The sequence below is a fragment of the Pseudoalteromonas sp. TAE56 genome (assembly GCF_000497955.1).
In the GTDB taxonomy this organism is placed as follows: domain Bacteria; phylum Pseudomonadota; class Gammaproteobacteria; order Enterobacterales; family Alteromonadaceae; genus Pseudoalteromonas.
Genome location: NZ_AUTN01000110.1, coordinates 1 through 20,755 on the forward strand (window position 1 = coordinate 1; position 20,755 = coordinate 20,755).

Consider the following 20,755-nt stretch of genomic DNA (forward strand, 5'->3'; position numbering starts at 1 on the left):
ACTTTGTTGTCTGCCGTAACCAGTTCAATAATGCCGTGAACGCCTTCGTTATTTAGTTCATCATTTACTGTTGATGCAAAATTAACGGCGTTATTTGCATTGAACTGAGTCGTTATTACTGAATAGACTCCTTGCCAATTTACTGCCATTTTTATTACCTAATTTATGTTTAGACTTGATATGATAGGTATATTGTATACAATAATCAATATGCCAATGTGGCATTTTACAAATTTATAGATGCATGGTTCTAAACCAAAAAAGAAAGTTATGCTAAGGCACTGTAAGTAAATAACTAATAATTAATAATTAAAGTTGTTACAGCGTTGATTATTAATGGTACACAAAACAACACAGCCCGTTTATTACAGGCTAACAACGCAAATAGTATTAAGTGGAGTAACACATTTTGGCAGAGCAAAAAAAACAACAAATAGCTGTGGTTGGTGCTGGAATTATTGGCATTTGTTGTGCACTTAACCTACAACGAGCTGGCTTTTCCGTCACTTTGTATGACGAAAATGGATTGGCTCAAGGCTGTTCAAAAGGTAATGCGGGGCATTTTGCTACCGAACAAATCTTTCCACTTGCACACCCATCATTATTGAAAAAGTTACCGGGTATGTTATTCAACCCATTGGGTCCACTACGCATAGATTGGCGCTATATTTTTAAAGCGCTGCCATGGTTTTGGCTGTTTACAAAAAATATGAGAAGTAAAACCTACAGTGCAAATATAGAAGCGCTTAAAGCATTAAATAACAGAGCTATTACTGCATACGAGCACTTGCTCAATGAGTTTAATTTAGCCCACTTACTCACAAAAAAAGGAAGTTTGTTAACTTTTGAAACAACATCGCTCACACATATAAAAAAAATTTATAATAGCTTTATAGCTCAAGGTATTGCTGTTGAACTACTCAGCGCTGAAGAGGTTAAATTATTAGAGCCAACCCTATCGGCAGTAATAACACATGCTTTATTATTTAAAGATGTAGCCCACAGCGTAGATCCTTATTTTTTTTGCATTAATTTAGCTGAACAATTTAGTGCACTAGGGGGGAAGTTTTGCCAACAAAAAATATCTAAAATTAAGCAGTCTGACGGCGGGTATATACTCAGTAATAATCAACAAACATTTTTCGTTGATAAAGTTGTTGTTGCAGCAGGAGCATGGAGTAAATCGCTAATAGAGCCTTTAGGTTATAAGGTGCCATTAGATACTGAACGTGGTTACCACTGCATGCTAGCAAGTAATTATGGCTTATCTAGGCCTGTTGCGTCTGCAGAACGAAATTTTATTATGACCCCTATGATCCAAGGACTCCGTATTGCAGGCACTGTTGAATTTGCTGGCACTGAGCGAGAAATGAACGAAAAACGTGCTTTTGCATTAGTACCGCACGCAAAAGCAATGCTAAGTAATTCTTCTATTCCATCAGAACCGAGTAGCATATGGATGGGTTGTAGACCATCTTTGCCAGACTCATTACCCGTAATAAGTGAAGCACCTTACCACCCTAATTTATTTTTTGCCTTTGGCCACCAGCATCTCGGTTTAACACAAGGTGCCGTCACAGGAGAGTTAATCACTAGTTTATGTTTAAGACAAGACGCAGAGATTGACCTAACACCTTATAGTATATGCCGATTTAACACCCAAGCGGCAAGTAATTCACACATACCATTTGCCCAATAAGCACATTAACTAGGAGAGTATAATGACAACCAAAGGTATTGGCATTCAAACCAAAGAACAAGCACTTGCTAGTTTGAATGATGTGACTGAAGATTTAACCCCGATTCAACCACAAGAGCACCTAGAACGAATTAAAAAAGCTCAGCAATACATGCAGGCCAATGGTATTGATGCCATATATTTAAATGCAGGCACAAACCTTACTTACTTTACGGGAATGCGTTGGTATGCAAGTGAGCGTCTGGTGGGAGCAATTTTACCTGCTAATGGTAGTGTGCAATATATTGCTCCGTATTTTGAAATTGGTTCATTAAATGGCTTTAAAGTGATTGATGGTCCAATTCACGGTTGGCAAGAGCATGAAAGTCCATACGCATTATTTGTCAATATATTATCTGAAATGGGTATTGCTGCTAATGGCACAGTTGGTATTGACGAAAGCGCACAGTTCTTTATTTTTGATGGCATTAATAAAGCCCAAAATGGCTTAAAGTTAGTTAATGCACAGCCTGTTACTGCACATTGTCGCATGCATAAATCAGCCAATGAACTTGCATTAATGCAATGTGCTATGGATATGACGCTGGCGGTACATAAAGCAACTGCCAGTATGCTACATGAAGGCATCAGTACCACTGAAGTAGAAGCGTTTATAAAGCAAGCACACCAAAAAGTAGGCGCACCAGGCAATTACTTTTGCATTGTATTATTTGGTGTTGCAACTTCTTTCCCCCATGGTGTAAAAGACGCGCAAATATTAAAAAAAGGTGACATGGTATTAATTGATACTGGTTGTAAAGTGCATGATTACTTATCAGATATCACCCGCACCTACGTATTTGGTGAAGCGAGCGATCGCCAGCGCCAATTTTGGAACTATGAAAAAGCGGCACAAATTGCTGCATTTAATGAAGCAAAAATAGGCCAAACATGTGAAGCCGTAGATGCTGGAGCTCGTAATTATTTAACAGCACAAGGGTTGGGTCCTGAATACCAAACTCCTGGCTGCCCGCATCGCACTGGCCACGGCATTGGCTTAGACATTCATGAATGGCCATATTTAGTAGGCGGTGATAAAACCCCTCTTACTAAAGGTATGTGTTTTAGTAACGAACCAATGCTAGTTGTACCTGATGAATTTGGCGTGCGATTAGAAGATCACTTTTATATGACTGAATCAGGACCTAAATGGTTTACAGAACCCGCACACAGTATTGATAATCCATTTGGCTTGGCTGAGTAAGCCAGATAAACAAAAAATAAATTCGGCTATATAATATAATATTAAACAGCACAGTTGCTCAAACTGTGCTGTTATTATGCCACTTTATGCGTGTACTAATTAAGTTAAAGTTCTCTGCGGTTTGTGTCAACTAAGCCCTCGTCACCCTCTGCTTTACAAGTAAATAATCGCTGTATGAACCTAAAACTCTGCATGTTTTTAACTCATATTTTAAAGGGTAAGTTAAGTATGTAAACGTTATTATTAGTTTACTTTTAAACCCAAACACCATACCATTTATTGTATACAATATACATAAATACAAGGTGACGATAATGATAAAAAGTATAATCCTTCTACTACTCGTATTTTTAACTGTAGCTTGCCAACCACAAGCAGCGACTTATATTAAAAATCCTATTAAACCAATAACACCAGCACCATTAAAAGCTGATATAGCAGTGAACGGTTACACAAGTACACTAAAGGACATAGATATTAAGTTTTTGGGTAAAGAAGTTCCCTACACTTATAGTGAGAGTAAAATTGCTAATAGCCGAGGTTATAATTGGTGGATAAGCAAGCACTTTGCACTTAAAAGTGACCTACCTGAAGAAAAAGTAAGGCTATATTTAGAGTTATTAGAGATGTCTTATCCACACTATGTTGCGTTGTTTGGGATGGAGCCACCTAATATTGAACGCCAACGGATTGCTGTGGTTTATGGTAGTAGTCGTTCAAGAGTTCGTGAAGCTATGCTTGATGATGGTTTTTTACGTGGCGTTCATAAAACAGCTGGTGGTGAAACCATGTATTATAATCGCGCAGGTTACAACTTCCCTAGTCATAGAGAACATCATCAGCGCTACATCGTGATCCACGAAACAATGCATGCATTTCATATGGCATTAAATGGCCATTCTACTTGGGCACCCAATTGGATAACAGAAGGTCTAGCTGATTCAGTTGCTCATCATGTTTATGATCCAAATCTGAAACAACTAACAGTAATGGTATTTGATCGTGCCCCAATGAACTATATAGAGATGGGCTTAAAACAGTATTACAGCGAGAACAAACCCACTATTGAACAAATTAACGATGATCCTGCACTTAAACGCGGTCTTAATTTTTTTATCATTCATTATCTTTTAAGTTCACCAGAGCGAGCACAATTTTTTGCTTACTTTTTAAAGCAGCTTAGGCTAGCTAACCCCCATAGTGAGTCAACCCTTTCAACGGCTAACTCATTACTTAAACACACTTTTAAAGATTGGCAAGCAATTGAAGAAGGCTTCGCTGATTTTGTACAAAATATTAAGCCAAGTTTTCATATAGTGTCAGGACCATGGGAGCAAGATGGGGCTTCTTATTGGTTACGAAATACAGACTCAACTGATTTATCTCGTTTAGATATTAACCCACCGAGAAAACAGACCCACCCTGTCATGGATTTTCCTGGGCCATTATCGAATCAGATTATAAATATTTCTAACAAAAACCAAGTGGCTGTTTTAATCGGTTTTGAACAATCACAGATACGCCGAAGCGAAGTCGGTGTTGCTTTACAAGCAAAACGTAGCAAACATAATCAACTATATAGGCAGCGTTTTATTGGGAAAGAACAAATAAATGATGATCAGTTGTTGGAATTTATAATCGTTGATGGTGAACGCTTGCATATAAATGGGCAAAATATAAATAAATTTAGTTCATTACAGCTAGGCTTAACACCTGAAATTAGGGAGGCCTTAATTAAAAATAAATCTATTGCCATCCTGCTTTCTTTAGAGGAGGCACATATAAAAATCACCTTAACTGCACTAAATAATAAATTAATAGAGCAGCAAATTATTCTGCCTATCGCTCGTGATATACTAACAACATTAAACACCAAAAAAATCAGCTTACTAAGTAGAAACAACAACCATTTACTTACCCCTTATTTATATCCTGCTAACTCATTTAGTAATACACAGCCATCTGTTGCCCAAATACCTAATCCCTGGGTGTTTAAAAATTATAATTTACTAAGCCGCTTATTCAGAACGTGCCAAATTCATGTCTTTAAACTAACAAATTGTGAGCTTGAATTAAGTAAGTTAATGGCAAAGCTAACAGATAAAAAACACCATACAACTATTAACTCTGAGTTAAACTTAAAGCTTAACGATTACATGAAGCGATTAGGTGATATTGGTTTTAGAGCGCTTTCTGGTATTGATTCAAGTATATACTTTAATAAAAGTGATGCTTTTTTAAGAGTTTACAACCCCACAGATTTTGAACTAAAGATTTCAGCTAACATTCAATTTTTAGATACTAAAGGGAATGTTATTGCAAAACAAAAAATAAGTAATGCGCTAAAACCCGGCACTCATAATCTCGATTTAACGAAAGTCCAAGGCGCTAAAAGTTTAAAGGTTGACCAAAAACTACAATGGCAGTCACTTAGCTATCAATCACATTTTCGTGAATCTCTAATGCCCTTTAATGGTGTTGGAATGAAATATAAGTACACCAAAAACAATAAAAACATAGGTGTTTTCAGCGTAACGCTTACAGGACCATATTCAGGTAAAACTGATGGTACGCTCACTCTTTCTGCTATTTCTGATTTAAAACCTTTAGTAATAAAAGAACTCAAACAAAAGGTGAAAATAGAACCTTATGAGAGCAGAACCTATCACTTTGAATTAGCTAATAACAGTGAGCTCACTCGTGCAAATATTACAGCATATTTAGATGTAGATGGTGAAAAAATAAGATTAGTAAAAAACGTAAACTTAACTAAATAAAATCATGCGTTTTAAGTTGCTCACAAAAGCAGCTTAAAATTCTCGCCAACCTGCGAAAAAATAAACCTGCTTAGTAGTAACATTTATAATCGCTACAAAGTAAGCTTTCTTACATGACATTAAGTTATTTAAATCAAAGAGAAAAATGGGATTTTACGAGTAAATATAGATATATTGATTTTGGCAATCATTATGGATATGATAATGGCTATCATTTACAATTACCTTTTGGACTTCTTTGCTATGAAATTACTATTTAAACCAGCCAAAACTTTAGGTGCAAGCCTTTTACTAGCCTCGGCGTTTATGGCTCAACCAGTATTAGCTAACGGCCCTATTGGCGAGCATGTTAATCATCTTCAAGCTAACCTTAAAAGTTACGCAGAAGAAGTAGAATGGATGGTAGGCAAAGTTGATACCATGGTAAGCGACTACGATACTAAAGGCGCAAAATCTGTAAAAACTGATGATTTAATTGAATATTGGGAATCAGTTAAGTTTCACAGCGCAATAGAAACTAACTTTGTACCGGTATACGCTTCTATTTGGCAGGGTCTTTATGGCGTAAAAATGGCCATTGATAATAAGCAGCCTGCTGAGGAAGTTCGTAAACAACAAAAAGCGATGAACATAGCCTTGTGGCAAGGCCTTGGGGCTGTTAAGCTTGCTGCAAAATTCCAGCAAAAAGGCTTGTTAGACACTGTAAAAGCAACCGCTACAAAAGAAATGACACAAAGTGCCACAATTGATGAAATTAAGCACAAATTAGACCGTGTAGTAGCTAAATTTGCTGAGCGTTTACAAGACGAAGCAACTGAAATTGTTCATGACACTTACCTACACCTGTTTGAAGGCGTTGAAGGTACACTTATTGAGCAAGACGCTAACCTAGTTGAAGTGCTGGAAAAAGACTTTAACGTAACACTGCCACTAGCAATTAAAAACAGCAAAAGCGTAGATGAAGTACGCGATGTGATCAGTGATATGCAAACAAAATTAGACCGCGCTAAAACGCTTATAGAAAAAGCAGAAAAAGCCCGTAAGGATGTATTTTAAGTGAAGCGTAGGACCTTTATTCAAGGCCTAGCTGCGTTAGGGGTGGTTGGCTCATTGCCACTACCTCTTTCTCGTGCGCTAGCCGCTGATATAGCAAACCCAGTTTCTGTTGATGATTTACCAAAGCTTGAAGGTGAGTTAACCCTTTATTTAGGTCGAGGCGAAGGTGGTTTGTATGAAAACGTATTACAGGCAATCCAGAAAAAAAATCCAGACTTTAAACTCGGTATACGCCGAGGTCCTACTGCTGCTTTAGCAAATACCATTGTTGCAGAAGCTAAAGCCGGTGTTCGCCGCGCTGATTTATTTTGGGCGGTTGACTCAGGCGCTATAGGTTTGGTAACCGATGCAGGTCTTGCACAACCTATCCCAGGTGATTTATCTGCTCAGTTACAACCACAATTTAGATATAAAGAGTGGGCACCTGTAACTGGCCGTATTCGTACATTGCCATATAACACGTCGCGTTTGACCAAAGATCAAATTCCAACAAGTATTATGGAAATTGCCGACAGCGATTTAAGTATTGGTTGGGCGCCCGCCTACGCTTCTTTTCAATCGTTTGTAACCGCAATGCGAATTTTAGAAGGCGACGACAAAACTGCTAAGTGGCTTAAAAAAATTCAAAAACGTGCTAAAACATACGCTGGTGAATTAGGTGTTGTGATGGGCGTTGAACGCGGTGAAGTTGATATTGGTTTTGCAAATCACTATTACACTTTGCGTTTAAAATCAGGTAAGCCTGATGCCAAGCTAGATTTAGCATTTACACAAAATGATGCGGGCTGTTTAGTTAATGCATCGGGTGTATTAGCGCTTAACAATGATCCGCTTGCTACTAACTTTATGCGTTACTTACTAAGTAAAGAAGTACAAGGTTACTTAGCCAGTGAAGCGTACGAAATTCCGTTAGTAAATGGTATTACCCAACCTGAGGGTTTACCGTCACTTGCTAATATTTCTCCACCTAAAGTAGATTTAACACAGCTAGCTGATTTACGCCCTACTATAGATTTGATGCGAAGCAGCGGCGTATTGTAATGAAAATACCTGCCTCTTATCCAATGGCGCTGCTTGCAGCGCTTGTTGCGCTTACCCCTGTTTATGTATTAATTGTACTTGCAAGCGATGCAAGCTCAGTGTTTGACACCCACAATCTTCAAATTTTAGGAAACACGTTATCCTTAATGGGTTTAACGGTACTCGGATCTATTTTAATTGGTGTGCCACTTGCGTTTATTAGCGCGTATGTCCATTTACCATTTAAAAAGCTCTGGCTGGTTGTATTTGCAGCGCCGCTGGCAATTCCCAGTTATATTGGCGCCTTTACCCTCTATGCTGCTTTTGGCCCCGGTGGCGAAATAAACACCTTAACAGGAATAGAAACCCCATCTATGTATGGCCTAACCGGCGCTGCCATTGTAATGACGCTTTATACCTTCCCATTTGTAATGATGACAACTCGCTCATCCTTACTGAGCCTTGACGCGAGCATGGTTAACGCAGCGCGTACGCTTGGAATGTCGATGACGCAAAGTATATTTAAAGTAATATTACCGCGCGTAGTTAACGGTATTGCAGCAGGTTCTTTGTTAGTCGCGCTTTATACGTTATCAGACTTTGGCACGCCCGCAATGATGCGCCTAGATACCTTTACCCGCGTAATTTACGTTGAATACAACGCCTTTGCGTTAGGGCGTGCAGCCATGCTTTCGCTTCAACTGATGGTTATTGTTGGCTTTTTACTTTTAGTTGAATCACAAATAAAAACAGCGCCTGAGCGCCATGGTCGCCCGTTAATTTTATTTCCAAACAAATTACAGTTAAGTACCATGTTTGTTACGTTTGCACCTGTTTTACTGCTTGCTATTGGCTTGCCTTTGGCTATATTTTCGCTTTGGTTAGCTCGTGATGGTTTTAGCTCATTTGATTTTAATATTGCGTGGAACTCTACGTATGCATCGGGTATTGCGGCAATTGTAGCTGTTATCGTTGCGATTCCCGTTGCACATGCCGCACTGAGTGGAAAAACGGGTCGTATAATGGAGCGTGTTACTTACTTTGGTTTTGGTATTCCGGGTATAGTAATGGGCACAGCGCTTGTTTACGGTGGTTTGCAGTTACCGTTTTTATATCAAACACTGGGATTGCTTATTATTGCTTATATGCTGCGATTTTTACCACTTGCTGTAGGCTCTGTTAGAACAAGCACTGAACACTTAGATCCAAGCTTAGTAAAGTCTGCGCGCGTATTAGGGGCAAGCCCACGTGAAGTATTTACTCGTATAACACTGCCTTTAACAATGCGCGGTATTATTGCCGGTGCAGCATTGGTGTTTTTAGAGTCAATGCGCGAACTAGAAGCCACGCTACTCCTTGGCCCAACAGGGTTTGAAACACTCTCTACCTATTTATGGCGTGTATACGAAGCGGGCTACTTTGGTCGCGCTGCTATTCCTGGATTATTGTTAGTAGTGATATCTGCCTGCGGGTTAGCTATTATGATGTCTGGCGAAAAACGCAACCAGTTTGAACATTAAGGATTTAAAAAACAATGCTATCTGTAAGTCAGTTGTCTATAGATTATGGCAGTAACCGCGTAGTAAGCGATTTAAATTTATCCCTGGGTGAAAACGAAATCCTTATGCTTGTAGGGCCAACAGGTTGTGGTAAAAGTACAATTTTACAAGCCCTTGCGGGCCTTATACCTATTAGCGAAGGCGAAATAAACACGGGTAAATGGCGTGCTACACCTAAATTAACCATACCTCCTGAAAAACGCAGTGTAGGTATGGTGTTTCAAGATTTTGCGTTATTTCCGCACTTAACCGTACAGCAAAACATTTGCTTTAGATTAAAAGATACAGCCCCTGCTGAGTATTGGATAAACCTACTTGGACTGAGCGATTTTAGAGATAAAAAACCAGCAACGCTTTCTGGCGGCCAAAAGCAGCGCGTCGCACTTGCACGCACCCTTGCCCACCAGCCTGACTTTGTATTACTTGATGAGCCGCTTTCTAACTTAGATGCTGCCCTTAAAGACATGCTTCGCTGGGATATTAGAAACGCACTTAAAGCCGCTGGCGTACCTGCTATTTGGGTAACACATGACCAAGAAGAGGCACTTTCTGTTGGCGATCGTGTTGGCGTTTTAAAAGGCGGTGAAATTCAACAAATTGATACGCCAGAGCGCTGCTTTAGTACCCCAAACAATCGCTTTGTGGCACGTTTTTTAGGTGAGGCGAGCTTTATTAGCGGCCAATTTAGCCAAGGACAAGCCACTACTTCAATTGGTAATGCTCCCGCTCATGGCGTTGACTGTGAAAGTGGCGACGTTGATGTACTACTTCGACCAGACGATGTATTACTCGTTCAAAGCAGTGTTGGCAGTAACGGCGAAGTTATTTGGGTACGCTTTGAAGGTGGCAGCCGCTTGTGCGCTGTAAAACTTGCGTGCTCTACTGTTGTAACTAGTCGAGTAAGCCATGAAGTTGTGGTAAACCCTGGCGATGAAGTACATGTATCACTAAGTACATCCCACCCACTAGCGGTTTATAAATCTACAGACTGATATAAATATTGATGTAGGTATTAATTTAAACACTAATACCTACATCAATACTTGCTATTTAGACCCAAAATTCAGTTTAAATACGCTCCCCGTAAAAGCCTGTTGCGCTTAAAACTAATACCTTTTACCTTTAAAAAACTCACCATAGTCAATAAACAACAATAATATGCAGGTTAATTTATGAACCTCTTGCTATTAATCAGCTGTTGCTGTTTACTGAACAAAGATTAATGTTCAAATAGTTCCTCTCAGATATCGCTTATCAAGTTACGCCTTTTATATTAGTTGAAACCACACACACACATCAAAACACATTATTAAGCATTGCTTTTAGCGAACGTATTATAAAAATAAAGCTATAATCACAGCATTCCTGAACCTTAATTATCCTTTAAACGTTTATAAAGTTGTTCAGCCCTTAATGGTACAAAGGAACTAGATAGTGAATAAAATAAGTACCAAGAAAGAACTATTAGAATACTCTGAAAGTATTGTAAATACAGTTCGTGAGCCACTAATTGTTTTAGACCAGCACTTAAGAGTAGTAACAGCGAGTCGCTCATTTTATGAGTTTTTTCGCGCTAATCACAAAGACACCGTTGGAAAGTTAATATACAACCTTGGTAATAATCAATGGAACATTCCCAAGCTGCGTGAATTACTAGAAACGATATTGCCTCAAAAAACGAGTTTTGATGATTATAAAGTTGAGCACAATTTTAAAACAATTGGTTGGCGTACAATGCTGCTCAACGCAAGGCAAATTAAACGCACTCAGTCAAAAGATCGCATAATTTTATTGTCTATCGAAGATATTACCGAACGTAATGCGATTCAAGAAGGGTTAGTAAAAGCAAATAAAGCACTTGAAGTATTAACAAACGATTTAGAAAGTGCTGCACGAGTAAAGTCTGAGTTTTTAGCTAATATGTCGCATGAACTTAGAACCCCACTTAATTCTATTAATGGATTTTCTGAAGTGCTTTACGATGAAACATTCGGCACTTTAAACGACAAACAAAAACAATATGTCAAAAATGTATTGGTGAGCGGCAAACATTTATTGTTACTTATTAACGAAATATTGGACATGGCTAAAATTGAAGCCGGTAAAATGACCCTTACTATTTCTCACCTACCGATACGCCAAGTATTATACGAAATTACAGGCCTTACAGCAGATACAGCTAATCAGAAGCAACTGGATATGTGCCTTGAAATTGCTGATGACTTGCCACCAATTGAAGCAGACTCCCTTAAGGTTAAACAGATACTTTATAATTTGCTTTCAAATGCAGTGAAGTTTACACCCGATGAGGGTCAAATTGGTGTCAAAACACGACATACAGATACTGAAATAGAGATAACAATTTGGGATACGGGTATAGGTATAGCTGCTGAAAATATGGAAAAAATATTTGAAGGTTTTTTTCGCATTGAAACTCCCTACTCTAGATTAACAGAAGGTACAGGGCTAGGACTGCCTATTGCAAAAAGTCTAGTTAAGTTGCATGGGGGCGAATTTGTTATTGAATCTGAAGGTGTCAACAAGGGCACATCGGTTCGTATCACTTTGCCTATTAAACAAAAGCAGATGGTAAAGAATAATGAAAACCAAAATAGTTGTAGTTGACGATAATGCCAATAATTTATTGTTAGAGAAAGATCTCTTACTCATGGCAAATTTTAAAGTGTTTACTGCTATGAATGCAAAGGATGCACTTTTAACAATAAGACGTGAAATCCCGGAAGTAATTATATTAGATGTTCAACTCCCAGATATGTCTGGGACAGAAATTGCTAAAATTTTGCGAGATGAAATAGAAACGGCAAATATTCCTATCGTTTTTGTTACGGCTTCTGTTTTACCCGCAGATATAGACCAATTGCTGTGTATACCTAACAGCGCATATATTTCTAAACCTATAAATACGCGTACATTCGCAAAAGAAATTAGCTCATATATAAAGTAATAATAATTTTAAATTTAAGCTTCAATGCACAAGGAAAAGTTAATGAAAGATCACCCAGTAATTTTGATTGTAGATGATAACCTTCAAAATATAGAACTCATGCAAGCGTATCTTGAACCAAAAGGATATAAAACGGTAACAGCTACTGGTGGTCAACAAGCATTAGACATTTTAGCAAATCAGCCTATTGATCTTATTTTACTCGATATTATGATGCCGGGTATGAACGGCTTTGAAGTAACACGTCGTGTACGTGGAGACGCTTTATTAAAGCTATTGCCTATCGTCCTTATTACCGCTTTAAGAGAGACAAAAGAGCGAGTTAAAGGCATTGATGCTGGTTGCGATGACTTTATTACAAAGCCTGTAGATAAAAATGAGCTGTTATCACGCGTTAAGTCTCTTCTAAAGATTAAAGACTATAATGATTTAAGAACAAATTATCAGAAACAACTAGAAGCGGAAGTTGCCCAAAGAACAGAATCATTAAAGCAAGCAATGCTAAGCCTAAAAGAAGCTTCACTCGAAACAATTAATAGGCTAACTAAAGCTGCTGAATATAAAGATGAAGAGACCGGAGCGCATATTAAACGCATGAGCTTATATTCGGAAGCCGTTGCACGCAGCTTTGGATTAGATGAGACAACAGTTGAAAATATTTTATTTTCGGCATCTATGCATGATCTCGGAAAAATATCTACACCTGACCATATCTTGCTAAAAGCCGGTCAATTAGATGCTGCAGAATGGGAAATAATGAAACAGCATACCGTTGTAGGCGCTAATATACTTTCAGGTTCTGATTCAGAAGTTATTAAACTAGGTGAAATTATTGCCCGCTCACATCACGAAAAATGGGACGGCTCTGGTTATCCTGATGGCTTAAAAGGTAATGAAATTCCAATTTCAGCACGCGTTGTTGCTATTGCCGATGTATTTGATGCTCTCTCATCAAAGCGTCCTTATAAAAAATCATTCTCACAAGAGAAAACATTTGCCATTATCAAAGATGGTAGTGGTAATCACTTTGATCCCGCGGTAGTGGATGCTTTTTTTGCAGTTCAAGAAGAAATTCTAGCGATTAAACAGAAGTATGCTGAAAAATAACACGTCCATAATTAATTAGAGGAAACCCCATGAACGGACCAAACCCAAATAATCCTTCACCAATGGAAGGTTTTCCTCAAGTAGGTTTTTTAAAAAACTTTATTACTTCCGCCAATATTGAAGTAGGCGATTATACTTATTATGACGATCCTGATGGCCCTGAAAATTTTGAAAAAAATGTGCTTTACCATTTCGATTTTATAGGTGACCGTCTCATTATCGGGAAATTCTGCGCCATCGCTAAAGACGTTACTTTTATAATGAATGGTGCTAACCATCAAACTTCTGGCTTTTCTACCTATCCCTTTTTTATATTTGGTAATGGCTGGGAAAAGTCTGCACCAAAATCAAATGATTTACCCTTTAAAGGCAATACAGAAATTGGTCATGATGTTTGGATTGGGTATAACGCTACAATTATGCCCGGGATAAAAATTGGCAGCGGCGCTATTATTGCCAGTAAATCAGTTGTCACCTGCGATGTACCTGCTTATAGCGTTGTGGGTGGAAACCCCGCTAAAGTGATAAAAAACAGATTTGACGATAAAACAATAAATACGCTGCTAAATATAGCTTGGTGGGATTGGAGCAATGAAAAAATCACTGCTCATTTAGGTGCTATAACTCAAAATGATTTAGACCTGCTGTCTAAACTTTAGCACTACCACTCAAACATGTAAGCCATTTTACTTATTGTTTTAAGCGGGACATTATGAGAATTACGCTTAGCATATAAGTGCTGCATTGACTTGTCTTTCACTTCACCCACTATCACTTCTTTTACTTGATAACCTAGAGCAACAGCAGCTTGAGAGTAAGCTATAAATTCCCACTTTTTAATATTGGTGTTATCTACAATTACCAATGGCATACCTTGAGCAAGTGCATTTATAAAACGCGCTAAATTTAAATTATGAAATTGCGACAATTTAAATTTATCGAAATGATATTCGCCCTGCTCATTAATAAAGTAATCATCAGTTGAGCAGATTAGGTATTGGCTTTCGTCAACTCCACCTAATTCGTCAGCAAGGCTTTGCGCATAATAAGACTTACCGCTTCCTGGTAGTCCTCGTAAAATAAAAACTTGTTTCATAGCATCGATTTTTTAAGTGTGAATAAATATTAATTTGATTTGTTTGTTAATAATGCCACAAAATCATTAAATTTAAGAGCAACAAATCATAATAGTGGCAATTAAACTCTAAAAACTGTTTAAAAATAAACCGCATGCATAAAAACTTTTAAAGAGTTGCCCACAATAGTTTTTTTATTCAACTTTACTAGGTAAGATACAGGGTTCAAGTGCAGCGCCGTTTATGTGCAATTTATGCCCGAGTGTTGCGCACAGTTAAAATAAAATAGTTAGGCAACTTATATCATTGGAGTGAAGATGAGCCATTTAGCGATTTCAGAGCTATTAAAAGGCAATGTTGCGGTAGACAGCCAAGTAACAATTAAGGGCTGGATCCGTACTCGCCGCGATTCAAAAGCAGGAATTTCATTTTTAGCCGTTCATGACGGTTCGTGTTTTGATCCTATTCAAGCGGTAGTTCCTAATTCACTGAATAATTATGATGAAGTTACTAGCTTAACAGCCGGTTGTTCTGTGTCGGTTACTGGTGTTTTAGTACAATCTGCTGGCCAAGGTCAATCATTTGAAATTCAAGCTAACACTGTGACTGTATTAGGTTGGGTAGAGAATCCAGATTCATACCCAATGTCGGCAAAGCGCCACAGCATTGAGTACTTACGTGAGCATGCTCACCTTCGCCCTCGTACAAACATGATTGGCGCAGTAACACGTGTACGTAACTGTTTAGCACAAGCTATTCACCGTTTTTACCACGAGCAAGGCTTTTACTGGATCAGCACGCCAATCATTACGGCAAGTGACTGTGAAGGTGCTGGCGAAATGTTCCGTGTGTCTACGCTTGATATGCAAAACTTACCGCTTACAGATAAAGGCGAAGTTGATTACAGCGAAGATTTCTTCGGTAAAGAAGCATTCCTTACTGTATCTGGCCAATTAAACGGCGAAACTTACGCGTCTGCAATGTCAAAGATTTACACGTTTGGCCCAACATTCCGTGCAGAAAATTCAAATACATCTCGCCACCTTGCAGAATTTTGGATGGTAGAACCTGAAGTTGCGTTTGCTGATTTAGAAGACATCGCAAAACTTGCTGAAAACATGCTTAAGTATGTATTTAAAGCCGTACTTGAAGAGCGCCGTGATGACATGGAATTTTTTGCACAACGTGTAGAAAAAACCGCAATTACTCGCTTAGAAGAATTTGTAGATAAAGACTTCGCACAAGTTGATTACACAGACGCTGTAGAAATCCTTAAAACGTGTGGTAAAAAGTTTGAGTACGCTGTTGAATGGGGTGTTGATTTACAGTCTGAGCACGAACGTTACTTAGCTGAAGAACACTTTAAAGCACCGGTAGTTATTAAAAACTACCCGCGCGATATTAAAGCATTTTACATGCGCCAAAACGAAGACGGAAAAACCGTTGCTGCAATGGACGTAGTAGCACCAGGTATTGGTGAGATCATTGGTGGTTCACAACGTGAAGAACGCCTTGATGTACTTGATGCACGCCTAGAAGAAATGGGCTTAAACAAAGAAGATTACAGCTGGTACCGCGATTTACGTAAATACGGTAGCGTGCCACATTCAGGCTTTGGTTTAGGCTTTGAACGCTTGGTTGCTTATGTAACAGGTATGGGCAACGTACGTGATGTTATTGCCTTCCCTCGTACTAAAGGCAGCGCAACTTACTAATACTAAGTTAGCCGTTTATAAATACTAAAAACCAGCCAATTGGCTGGTTTTTTTGTGTTTTTAATTTACCGTATAAAAAAGCCGCAGCACTCTAAGAGCACCACGGCTTTCAACCAGAATAAATTTTGCTTAATTAAGCGTTATAAAGCGCCTTCAAGCTGAGGTAGTACTTCAAATAAATCAGCGACTAGGCCGTAATCTGCTACTTGGAATATTGGCGCATCAGGATCTTTATTAATCGCAACGATTACTTTTGAGTCTTTCATGCCCGCTAAATGCTGAATAGCACCGCTGATACCTACTGCAATATATAAGTTAGGCGCTACAATTTTACCTGTTTGCCCTACTTGCATGTCGTTAGGTACAAAGCCTGCATCAACTGCTGCACGCGATGCGCCAATAGCTGCACCTAGTTTATCGGCAATACCATTAAGTAATGCAAAGTTTTCGCCGTTTTGCATACCGCGACCACCCGATATGACCACACTAGCAGCTGTAAGCTCAGGGCGTTCTGATTCTGTTTGCTCAACACTTACAAAGCTGCTTAATTGCGAATCTGATACTGTATCTACATTTGTTATAGCAACAGCTGATTGCTCACCTTGTAAATCAAAGCTACTGGCACGTACGGTAATTACTTTTTTACTGTCGAGTGATTTAACCGTGGCGATTGCATTGCCTGCATAAATAGGTCGTTTAAATGTATCTGCGCCCACTACTGCGATAATTTCAGAAATTTGCGCAACATCTAATAGCGCGGCAACGCGTGGCATAAAGTTTTTGCCTGTTGTCGTTGCACTTGCAACAATGTTGCTGTAGTCATCGCTAAGCGATAAAACTAAATCGGCCATGCTCTCAGCTAACTGGTGTTCATAGACGCTATTATCAGCAACTAAAACATTAGCTACGCCATCAATGCTAGCAACGTGTGAGCTCATTGCACTTAAGCTGTTGCCTGCAATAAGTACATCAACAGGAAAACCCATTTTTACTGCAGCGTTAATAGTTTTTGAGGTTTCTGGTTTTAAGGCACCGTTGTCGTGCTCTGCAATTACGAGTGTTTTCATTTAAATCACCTTTGCCTCTGTTTTTAATTTTTCTACAAGCTGTGCAACGTCTTCAACAATAATTCCTGCGGTGCGTTTAGCTGGCTCTTCTACGCTTATTAATTGCATACGCGGTGTTAAATCAACACCAAGCGAATCAGCTGCTATTACTTCAAGCGGCTTACGTTTGGCTTTCATAATATTTGGCAGTGATGCGTAACGAGGCTCGTTTAAGCGTAAATCAGTTGTAACAACAGCCGGTAAGTTAAGTGCTACAGTTTGCAGGCCCCCATCAACTTCGCGGGTCACGTTTACTTTGCCATTTTCAATAACAACCTTGGATGCAAATGTACCTTGGCCACGTTTAGTTAAAGCCGCTAGCATTTGACCTGTCTGGTTATTATCTGAATCGATTGACTGTTTACCTAAAATTACAAGTTCAGGAGATTCTTGCTCTACAATTTTAGCGAGTAGCTTTGCAATATGGAGTGACTCGAGCTTTTCATCGGTTTCGATGTGAATGGCTTTGTCGGCACCCAGTGCTAGTGCTGTGCGTAATTGCTCTTGAGATGCTTTAGGACCAATAGTAACAGCAACAACTTCGCTGGNCCGGCTTCTTTTAGGCGAATGGCTTCTTCTATAGCAATTTCACAAAACGGGTTCATTGCCATTTTTACGTTGGTTAAATCAACGTCGCTGTTGTCACTTTTAACGCGTGCTTTTACGTTGTAATCAATCACTCTTTTTATTGGTACGAGAACTTTCATAGGAACTCCATAATTATTGAAACCTACAAGGTGACGTGCACGTCAACCTATTTATTTTATGAAATTAGACTACTTCCTGTTGACGTAAACGTCAACCTAAAATAACCTTTAACTATTCACAGTCTGTAACGTTTAATTTGCAAGGTTATAAATAGGCTGTACACCTTATTTAAATGCGTAGTAAACATTCGAATAAGTCCGTCATAGATAAAGAGGTTATTATGGTCGAACGTGAAACCATGGAATTTGATGTAGTAATTGTTGGTGCAGGACCTGCTGGGCTTTCAAGTGCAATTAAACTGGCGCAATTAGCACAAGAAAAACAACAAGAGTGCATGATTTGCGTAGTCGAAAAAGGTTCTGAAGTGGGTGCACATGTACTATCTGGTGCTGTATTTGAAACCAAAGCTTTGGATGAGCTACTACCAAGTTGGCAAGAACTGGGCGCCCCTGTTACAACCAAAGTAACTAACGATGAAATTTATTGGTTTAATAATGAGCAAAAAGCGACATCAATCCCCCACTTTGCTACGCCTAAAACATTCCATAATGATGGTAACTACATTGTGTCTATGGGTAATGTATGTCGATGGCTTGCAGAGCAAGCTGAAAACTTAGGCGTAGAGATATTCCCAGGATTTAGTGCTCACTCTTTAATAATTGAAGATAAAGCAGTAAAAGGCATTATTACTGGCGATATGGGAGTCGACAAAGACGGTAATGAAAAAGACGGTTACATGCCAGGCATGGAACTTAGAGCAAAATACACTATTTTTGCTGAGGGTTGCCGAGGCCATTTAGGTAAGCAGCTAATTAATGAATTTGCACTTGATGCAGATTCATCGCCACAACATTACGGTTTAGGCTTTAAAGAAATTTGGCAAATAGATGAAAGTAAACATGAGCTAGGCAAAGTAGTTCATGGTACAGGCTGGCCACTCAGCGGCGATACTAATGGTGGTGCATTTATGTATCACAGCGAAAACAATCAAGTTGTTGTAGGTTTAATTGTTGATTTAAATTACTCAAATCCGCATTTAAGTCCATTTGATGAATTTCAGCGAATGAAGCACCATCCTGTATTTAAAAAGGTACTTGAAGGCGGTGAACGTATTGCATACGGTGCGCGTGCTATTGCCAAAGGCGGCTTACATTCATTACCAAAAATGCATTTTGCTGGTGGATTACTTGTAGGGTGCGATGCAGGCACACTTAATTTTGCAAAAATTAAAGGTAATCACACTGCAATGAAATCGGGAATGATTGCCGCTGATGTTATTTTTGAAGCACTGCAAAATGAATTAGCAAATACCGATTTAACCAATTATCAAACTGCGTTTGAAAAAACGTGGGCATACAAAGAGCTATATCAATCTCGTAACTTTGGCCCTGCTATGCACAAATTAGGTAAGTTTATAGGTGGTGCATACAACACGCTTGATCAAAATATCTTTAATGGCGCTTTACCGTTTACGTTTAAAGATAATACGCCCGATCACTCTACCCTTGTTGATGCTAACGCCGCAGACAAAATAGCGTATCCAAAACCAGATGGGGAATTGAGCTTTGATAAACTTTCAAGTGTGTTTTTATCAAATACGAATCACGAAGAATCACAGCCGTGTCATTTAAAGCTCAAAGATGCGTCAATCCCTATTAACGTAAATCTAGTGAAATTTGATGAGCCTGCACAGCGTTATTGCCCAGCAGGCGTTTACGAAGTGCAAGAAGTAGAAGGCAGTAAAGAGTTTGTTATAAACGCTCAAAACTGTGTGCATTGTAAAACCTGTGATATTAAAGACCCTAGTCAAAACATTACATGGGTAACACCTGAAGGCGCTGGTGGGCCAAACTACCCGAATATGTAACTAAATTATGCGCTAGATACGTATTTAAGTACTATTTTTACATATAAATTATAAACATATCCTAAATTGCAGGGGCTTCGGCCCCTTTTTTACGTTATGCTAATAGCAGTTCTAATAAATATGAGTATTATCTATGCCGTCGTCAAAAGTTGTTTTTCGTTTTTTAGCAGAGCCTACCGATGTAAATTTCGGAGGTAAAGTTCATGGTGGGGCCGTCATGAAATGGATTGACCAAGCAGGCTATGCCTGTGCTGCTGGTTGGAGTGGTCATTACTGTGTAACGGTTTCGGTTGCAGGTGTTAAATTTAGACGCCCTATTCTAGTAGGCCAAATTGTAGAAGTAGAAGCTAAAATTGCCCATACGGGTAGAAGTAGCATGCAAATATTTATTCAAGTTAGATGTGGCGACCCAAAAACACAGAACATGGTAGAAACAAACCACTGTGTTATTAGTTTTATTGCTATGGACGAAACTGGCTATCCAATAGAAGTTCCTTCGTTTAAAGCCGTGACCGAAGAAGATATTAAATTAGAAAACTACGCTATAAAAATGAAAGAAATTGCGATAGAAACAGAAAATTTGCTTCATACAGTTTAGGTGCCAAAATAATCATTTAAGAATGTATCCTATAGGCATGTAAAAAACTCATAATGTTTTGTAAAACATACAACTTATATTTGAAAACAAAATCATCAAAAAGTTCATTTTGTTTATAAAACAATCTAAATGCCATAATAACTAATACAAAAGTAGCTATTATGGCGTTTTAATATCATTTTTAAAATTGGCATGTTCGCTGCAACTAGATAATTGTCGTTTGATAAGTTTAATCAAACATTTAAATTATTTTAAAGGA

At 38.7% G+C, this 20,755-nt stretch carries 16 protein-coding genes and 1 pseudogene; 14 read left to right on the top strand and 3 right to left on the bottom strand.

All coding sequences use genetic code 11. The annotated features are described in order from the left end of the window. The first annotated feature begins 409 nt into the window (after positions 1-409). From L656_RS0113140 to L656_RS0113190, 11 genes are all read left to right on the top strand, one after another. On the top strand, positions 410-1,699 hold the full coding sequence (locus L656_RS0113140) for an NAD(P)/FAD-dependent oxidoreductase (RefSeq protein WP_024599539.1): 1,290 nt from the start codon (positions 410-412) through the stop codon (positions 1,697-1,699). 22 nt (positions 1,700-1,721) lie between these two features. After that, positions 1,722-2,942, top strand: coding sequence for a M24 family metallopeptidase (locus tag L656_RS0113145; protein ID WP_024599540.1), 1,221 nt, complete (start codon positions 1,722-1,724; stop codon positions 2,940-2,942). 314 nt (positions 2,943-3,256) lie between these two features. Beyond that, positions 3,257-5,719, top strand: a complete 2,463-nt coding sequence (locus L656_RS0113150) for a hypothetical protein (RefSeq protein ID WP_024599541.1) — start codon at positions 3,257-3,259, stop codon at positions 5,717-5,719. 243 nt (positions 5,720-5,962) lie between these two features. Continuing rightward, on the top strand, positions 5,963-6,775 hold the full coding sequence (locus L656_RS0113155; protein ID WP_024599542.1) for a hypothetical protein: 813 nt from the start codon (positions 5,963-5,965) through the stop codon (positions 6,773-6,775). Continuing rightward, the gene (locus tag L656_RS0113160; RefSeq protein ID WP_024599543.1) at positions 6,776-7,816 is read left to right on the top strand and encodes an extracellular solute-binding protein; all 1,041 of its coding nucleotides are present in this window, start codon (positions 6,776-6,778) and stop codon (positions 7,814-7,816) included. After that, on the top strand, positions 7,816-9,315 hold the full coding sequence (locus L656_RS0113165; protein ID WP_024599544.1) for an ABC transporter permease: 1,500 nt from the start codon (positions 7,816-7,818) through the stop codon (positions 9,313-9,315). The genes L656_RS0113160 and L656_RS0113165 overlap by 1 nt, the downstream gene beginning before the upstream one ends. Before the next feature lie 14 nt (positions 9,316-9,329). After that, positions 9,330-10,346 carry an ABC transporter ATP-binding protein gene (locus L656_RS0113170; RefSeq protein ID WP_024599545.1) on the top strand — a complete coding sequence of 339 codons (1,017 nt, stop codon included), beginning with the start codon at positions 9,330-9,332 and terminating at the stop codon, positions 10,344-10,346. Between the two features lie 442 nt (positions 10,347-10,788). Further along, positions 10,789-11,979, top strand: a complete 1,191-nt coding sequence (locus tag L656_RS0113175; RefSeq protein ID WP_024599546.1) for a sensor histidine kinase — start codon at positions 10,789-10,791, stop codon at positions 11,977-11,979. Beyond that, complete coding sequence (locus tag L656_RS0113180; RefSeq protein ID WP_024599547.1) at positions 11,954-12,319, top strand: response regulator; 366 nt, start codon at positions 11,954-11,956, stop codon at positions 12,317-12,319. The genes L656_RS0113175 and L656_RS0113180 overlap by 26 nt, the downstream gene beginning before the upstream one ends. Positions 12,320-12,361: 42 nt before the next feature. Beyond that, on the top strand, positions 12,362-13,426 hold the full coding sequence (locus tag L656_RS0113185) for an HD domain-containing phosphohydrolase (RefSeq protein WP_024599548.1): 1,065 nt from the start codon (positions 12,362-12,364) through the stop codon (positions 13,424-13,426). 14 nt (positions 13,427-13,440) lie between these two features. Then, positions 13,441-14,085, top strand: coding sequence for a Vat family streptogramin A O-acetyltransferase (locus tag L656_RS0113190; protein ID WP_446727581.1), 645 nt, complete (start codon positions 13,441-13,443; stop codon positions 14,083-14,085). A gap of 2 nt (positions 14,086-14,087) precedes the next feature. On the opposite strand, the gene L656_RS0113195 is transcribed toward L656_RS0113190, so the two are convergent. Then, positions 14,088-14,522 carry an ATP-binding protein gene (locus tag L656_RS0113195; protein ID WP_024599550.1) on the bottom strand — a complete coding sequence of 145 codons (435 nt, stop codon included), beginning with the start codon at positions 14,520-14,522 and terminating at the stop codon, positions 14,088-14,090. Positions 14,523-14,819: 297 nt separating this feature from the next. On the opposite strand from L656_RS0113195, the gene asnS reads away from it, so the two are divergent. Beyond that, a complete protein-coding gene (gene asnS / locus L656_RS0113200; RefSeq protein ID WP_024599551.1) occupies positions 14,820-16,217 on the top strand; it encodes an asparagine--tRNA ligase in 1,398 nt (465 codons plus the stop codon). Positions 16,218-16,357: 140 nt separating this feature from the next. Here asnS and L656_RS0113205 read toward each other — a convergent pair whose 3' ends face one another. Both L656_RS0113205 and L656_RS01000000122280 read right to left on the bottom strand, forming a co-directional pair. Next, positions 16,358-17,284, bottom strand: coding sequence for an electron transfer flavoprotein subunit alpha/FixB family protein (locus L656_RS0113205; RefSeq protein ID WP_024599552.1), 927 nt, complete (start codon positions 17,282-17,284; stop codon positions 16,358-16,360). Then, positions 17,285-18,030, bottom strand: a pseudogene (locus L656_RS01000000122280) (electron transfer flavoprotein subunit beta/FixA family protein). 221 nt (positions 18,031-18,251) lie between these two features. Here L656_RS01000000122280 and L656_RS0113215 point away from each other — a divergent pair. Beyond that, entirely contained in the window at positions 18,252-19,898 is a 1,647-nt protein-coding gene (locus tag L656_RS0113215) for an electron transfer flavoprotein-ubiquinone oxidoreductase (protein WP_024599553.1), read from the top strand. A gap of 133 nt (positions 19,899-20,031) precedes the next feature. After that, positions 20,032-20,496 (top strand): acyl-CoA thioesterase, encoded by a 465-nt coding sequence (locus tag L656_RS0113220; protein WP_007586808.1) that lies wholly within the window; start codon positions 20,032-20,034, stop codon positions 20,494-20,496. Positions 20,497-20,755 lie beyond the last annotated feature (259 nt).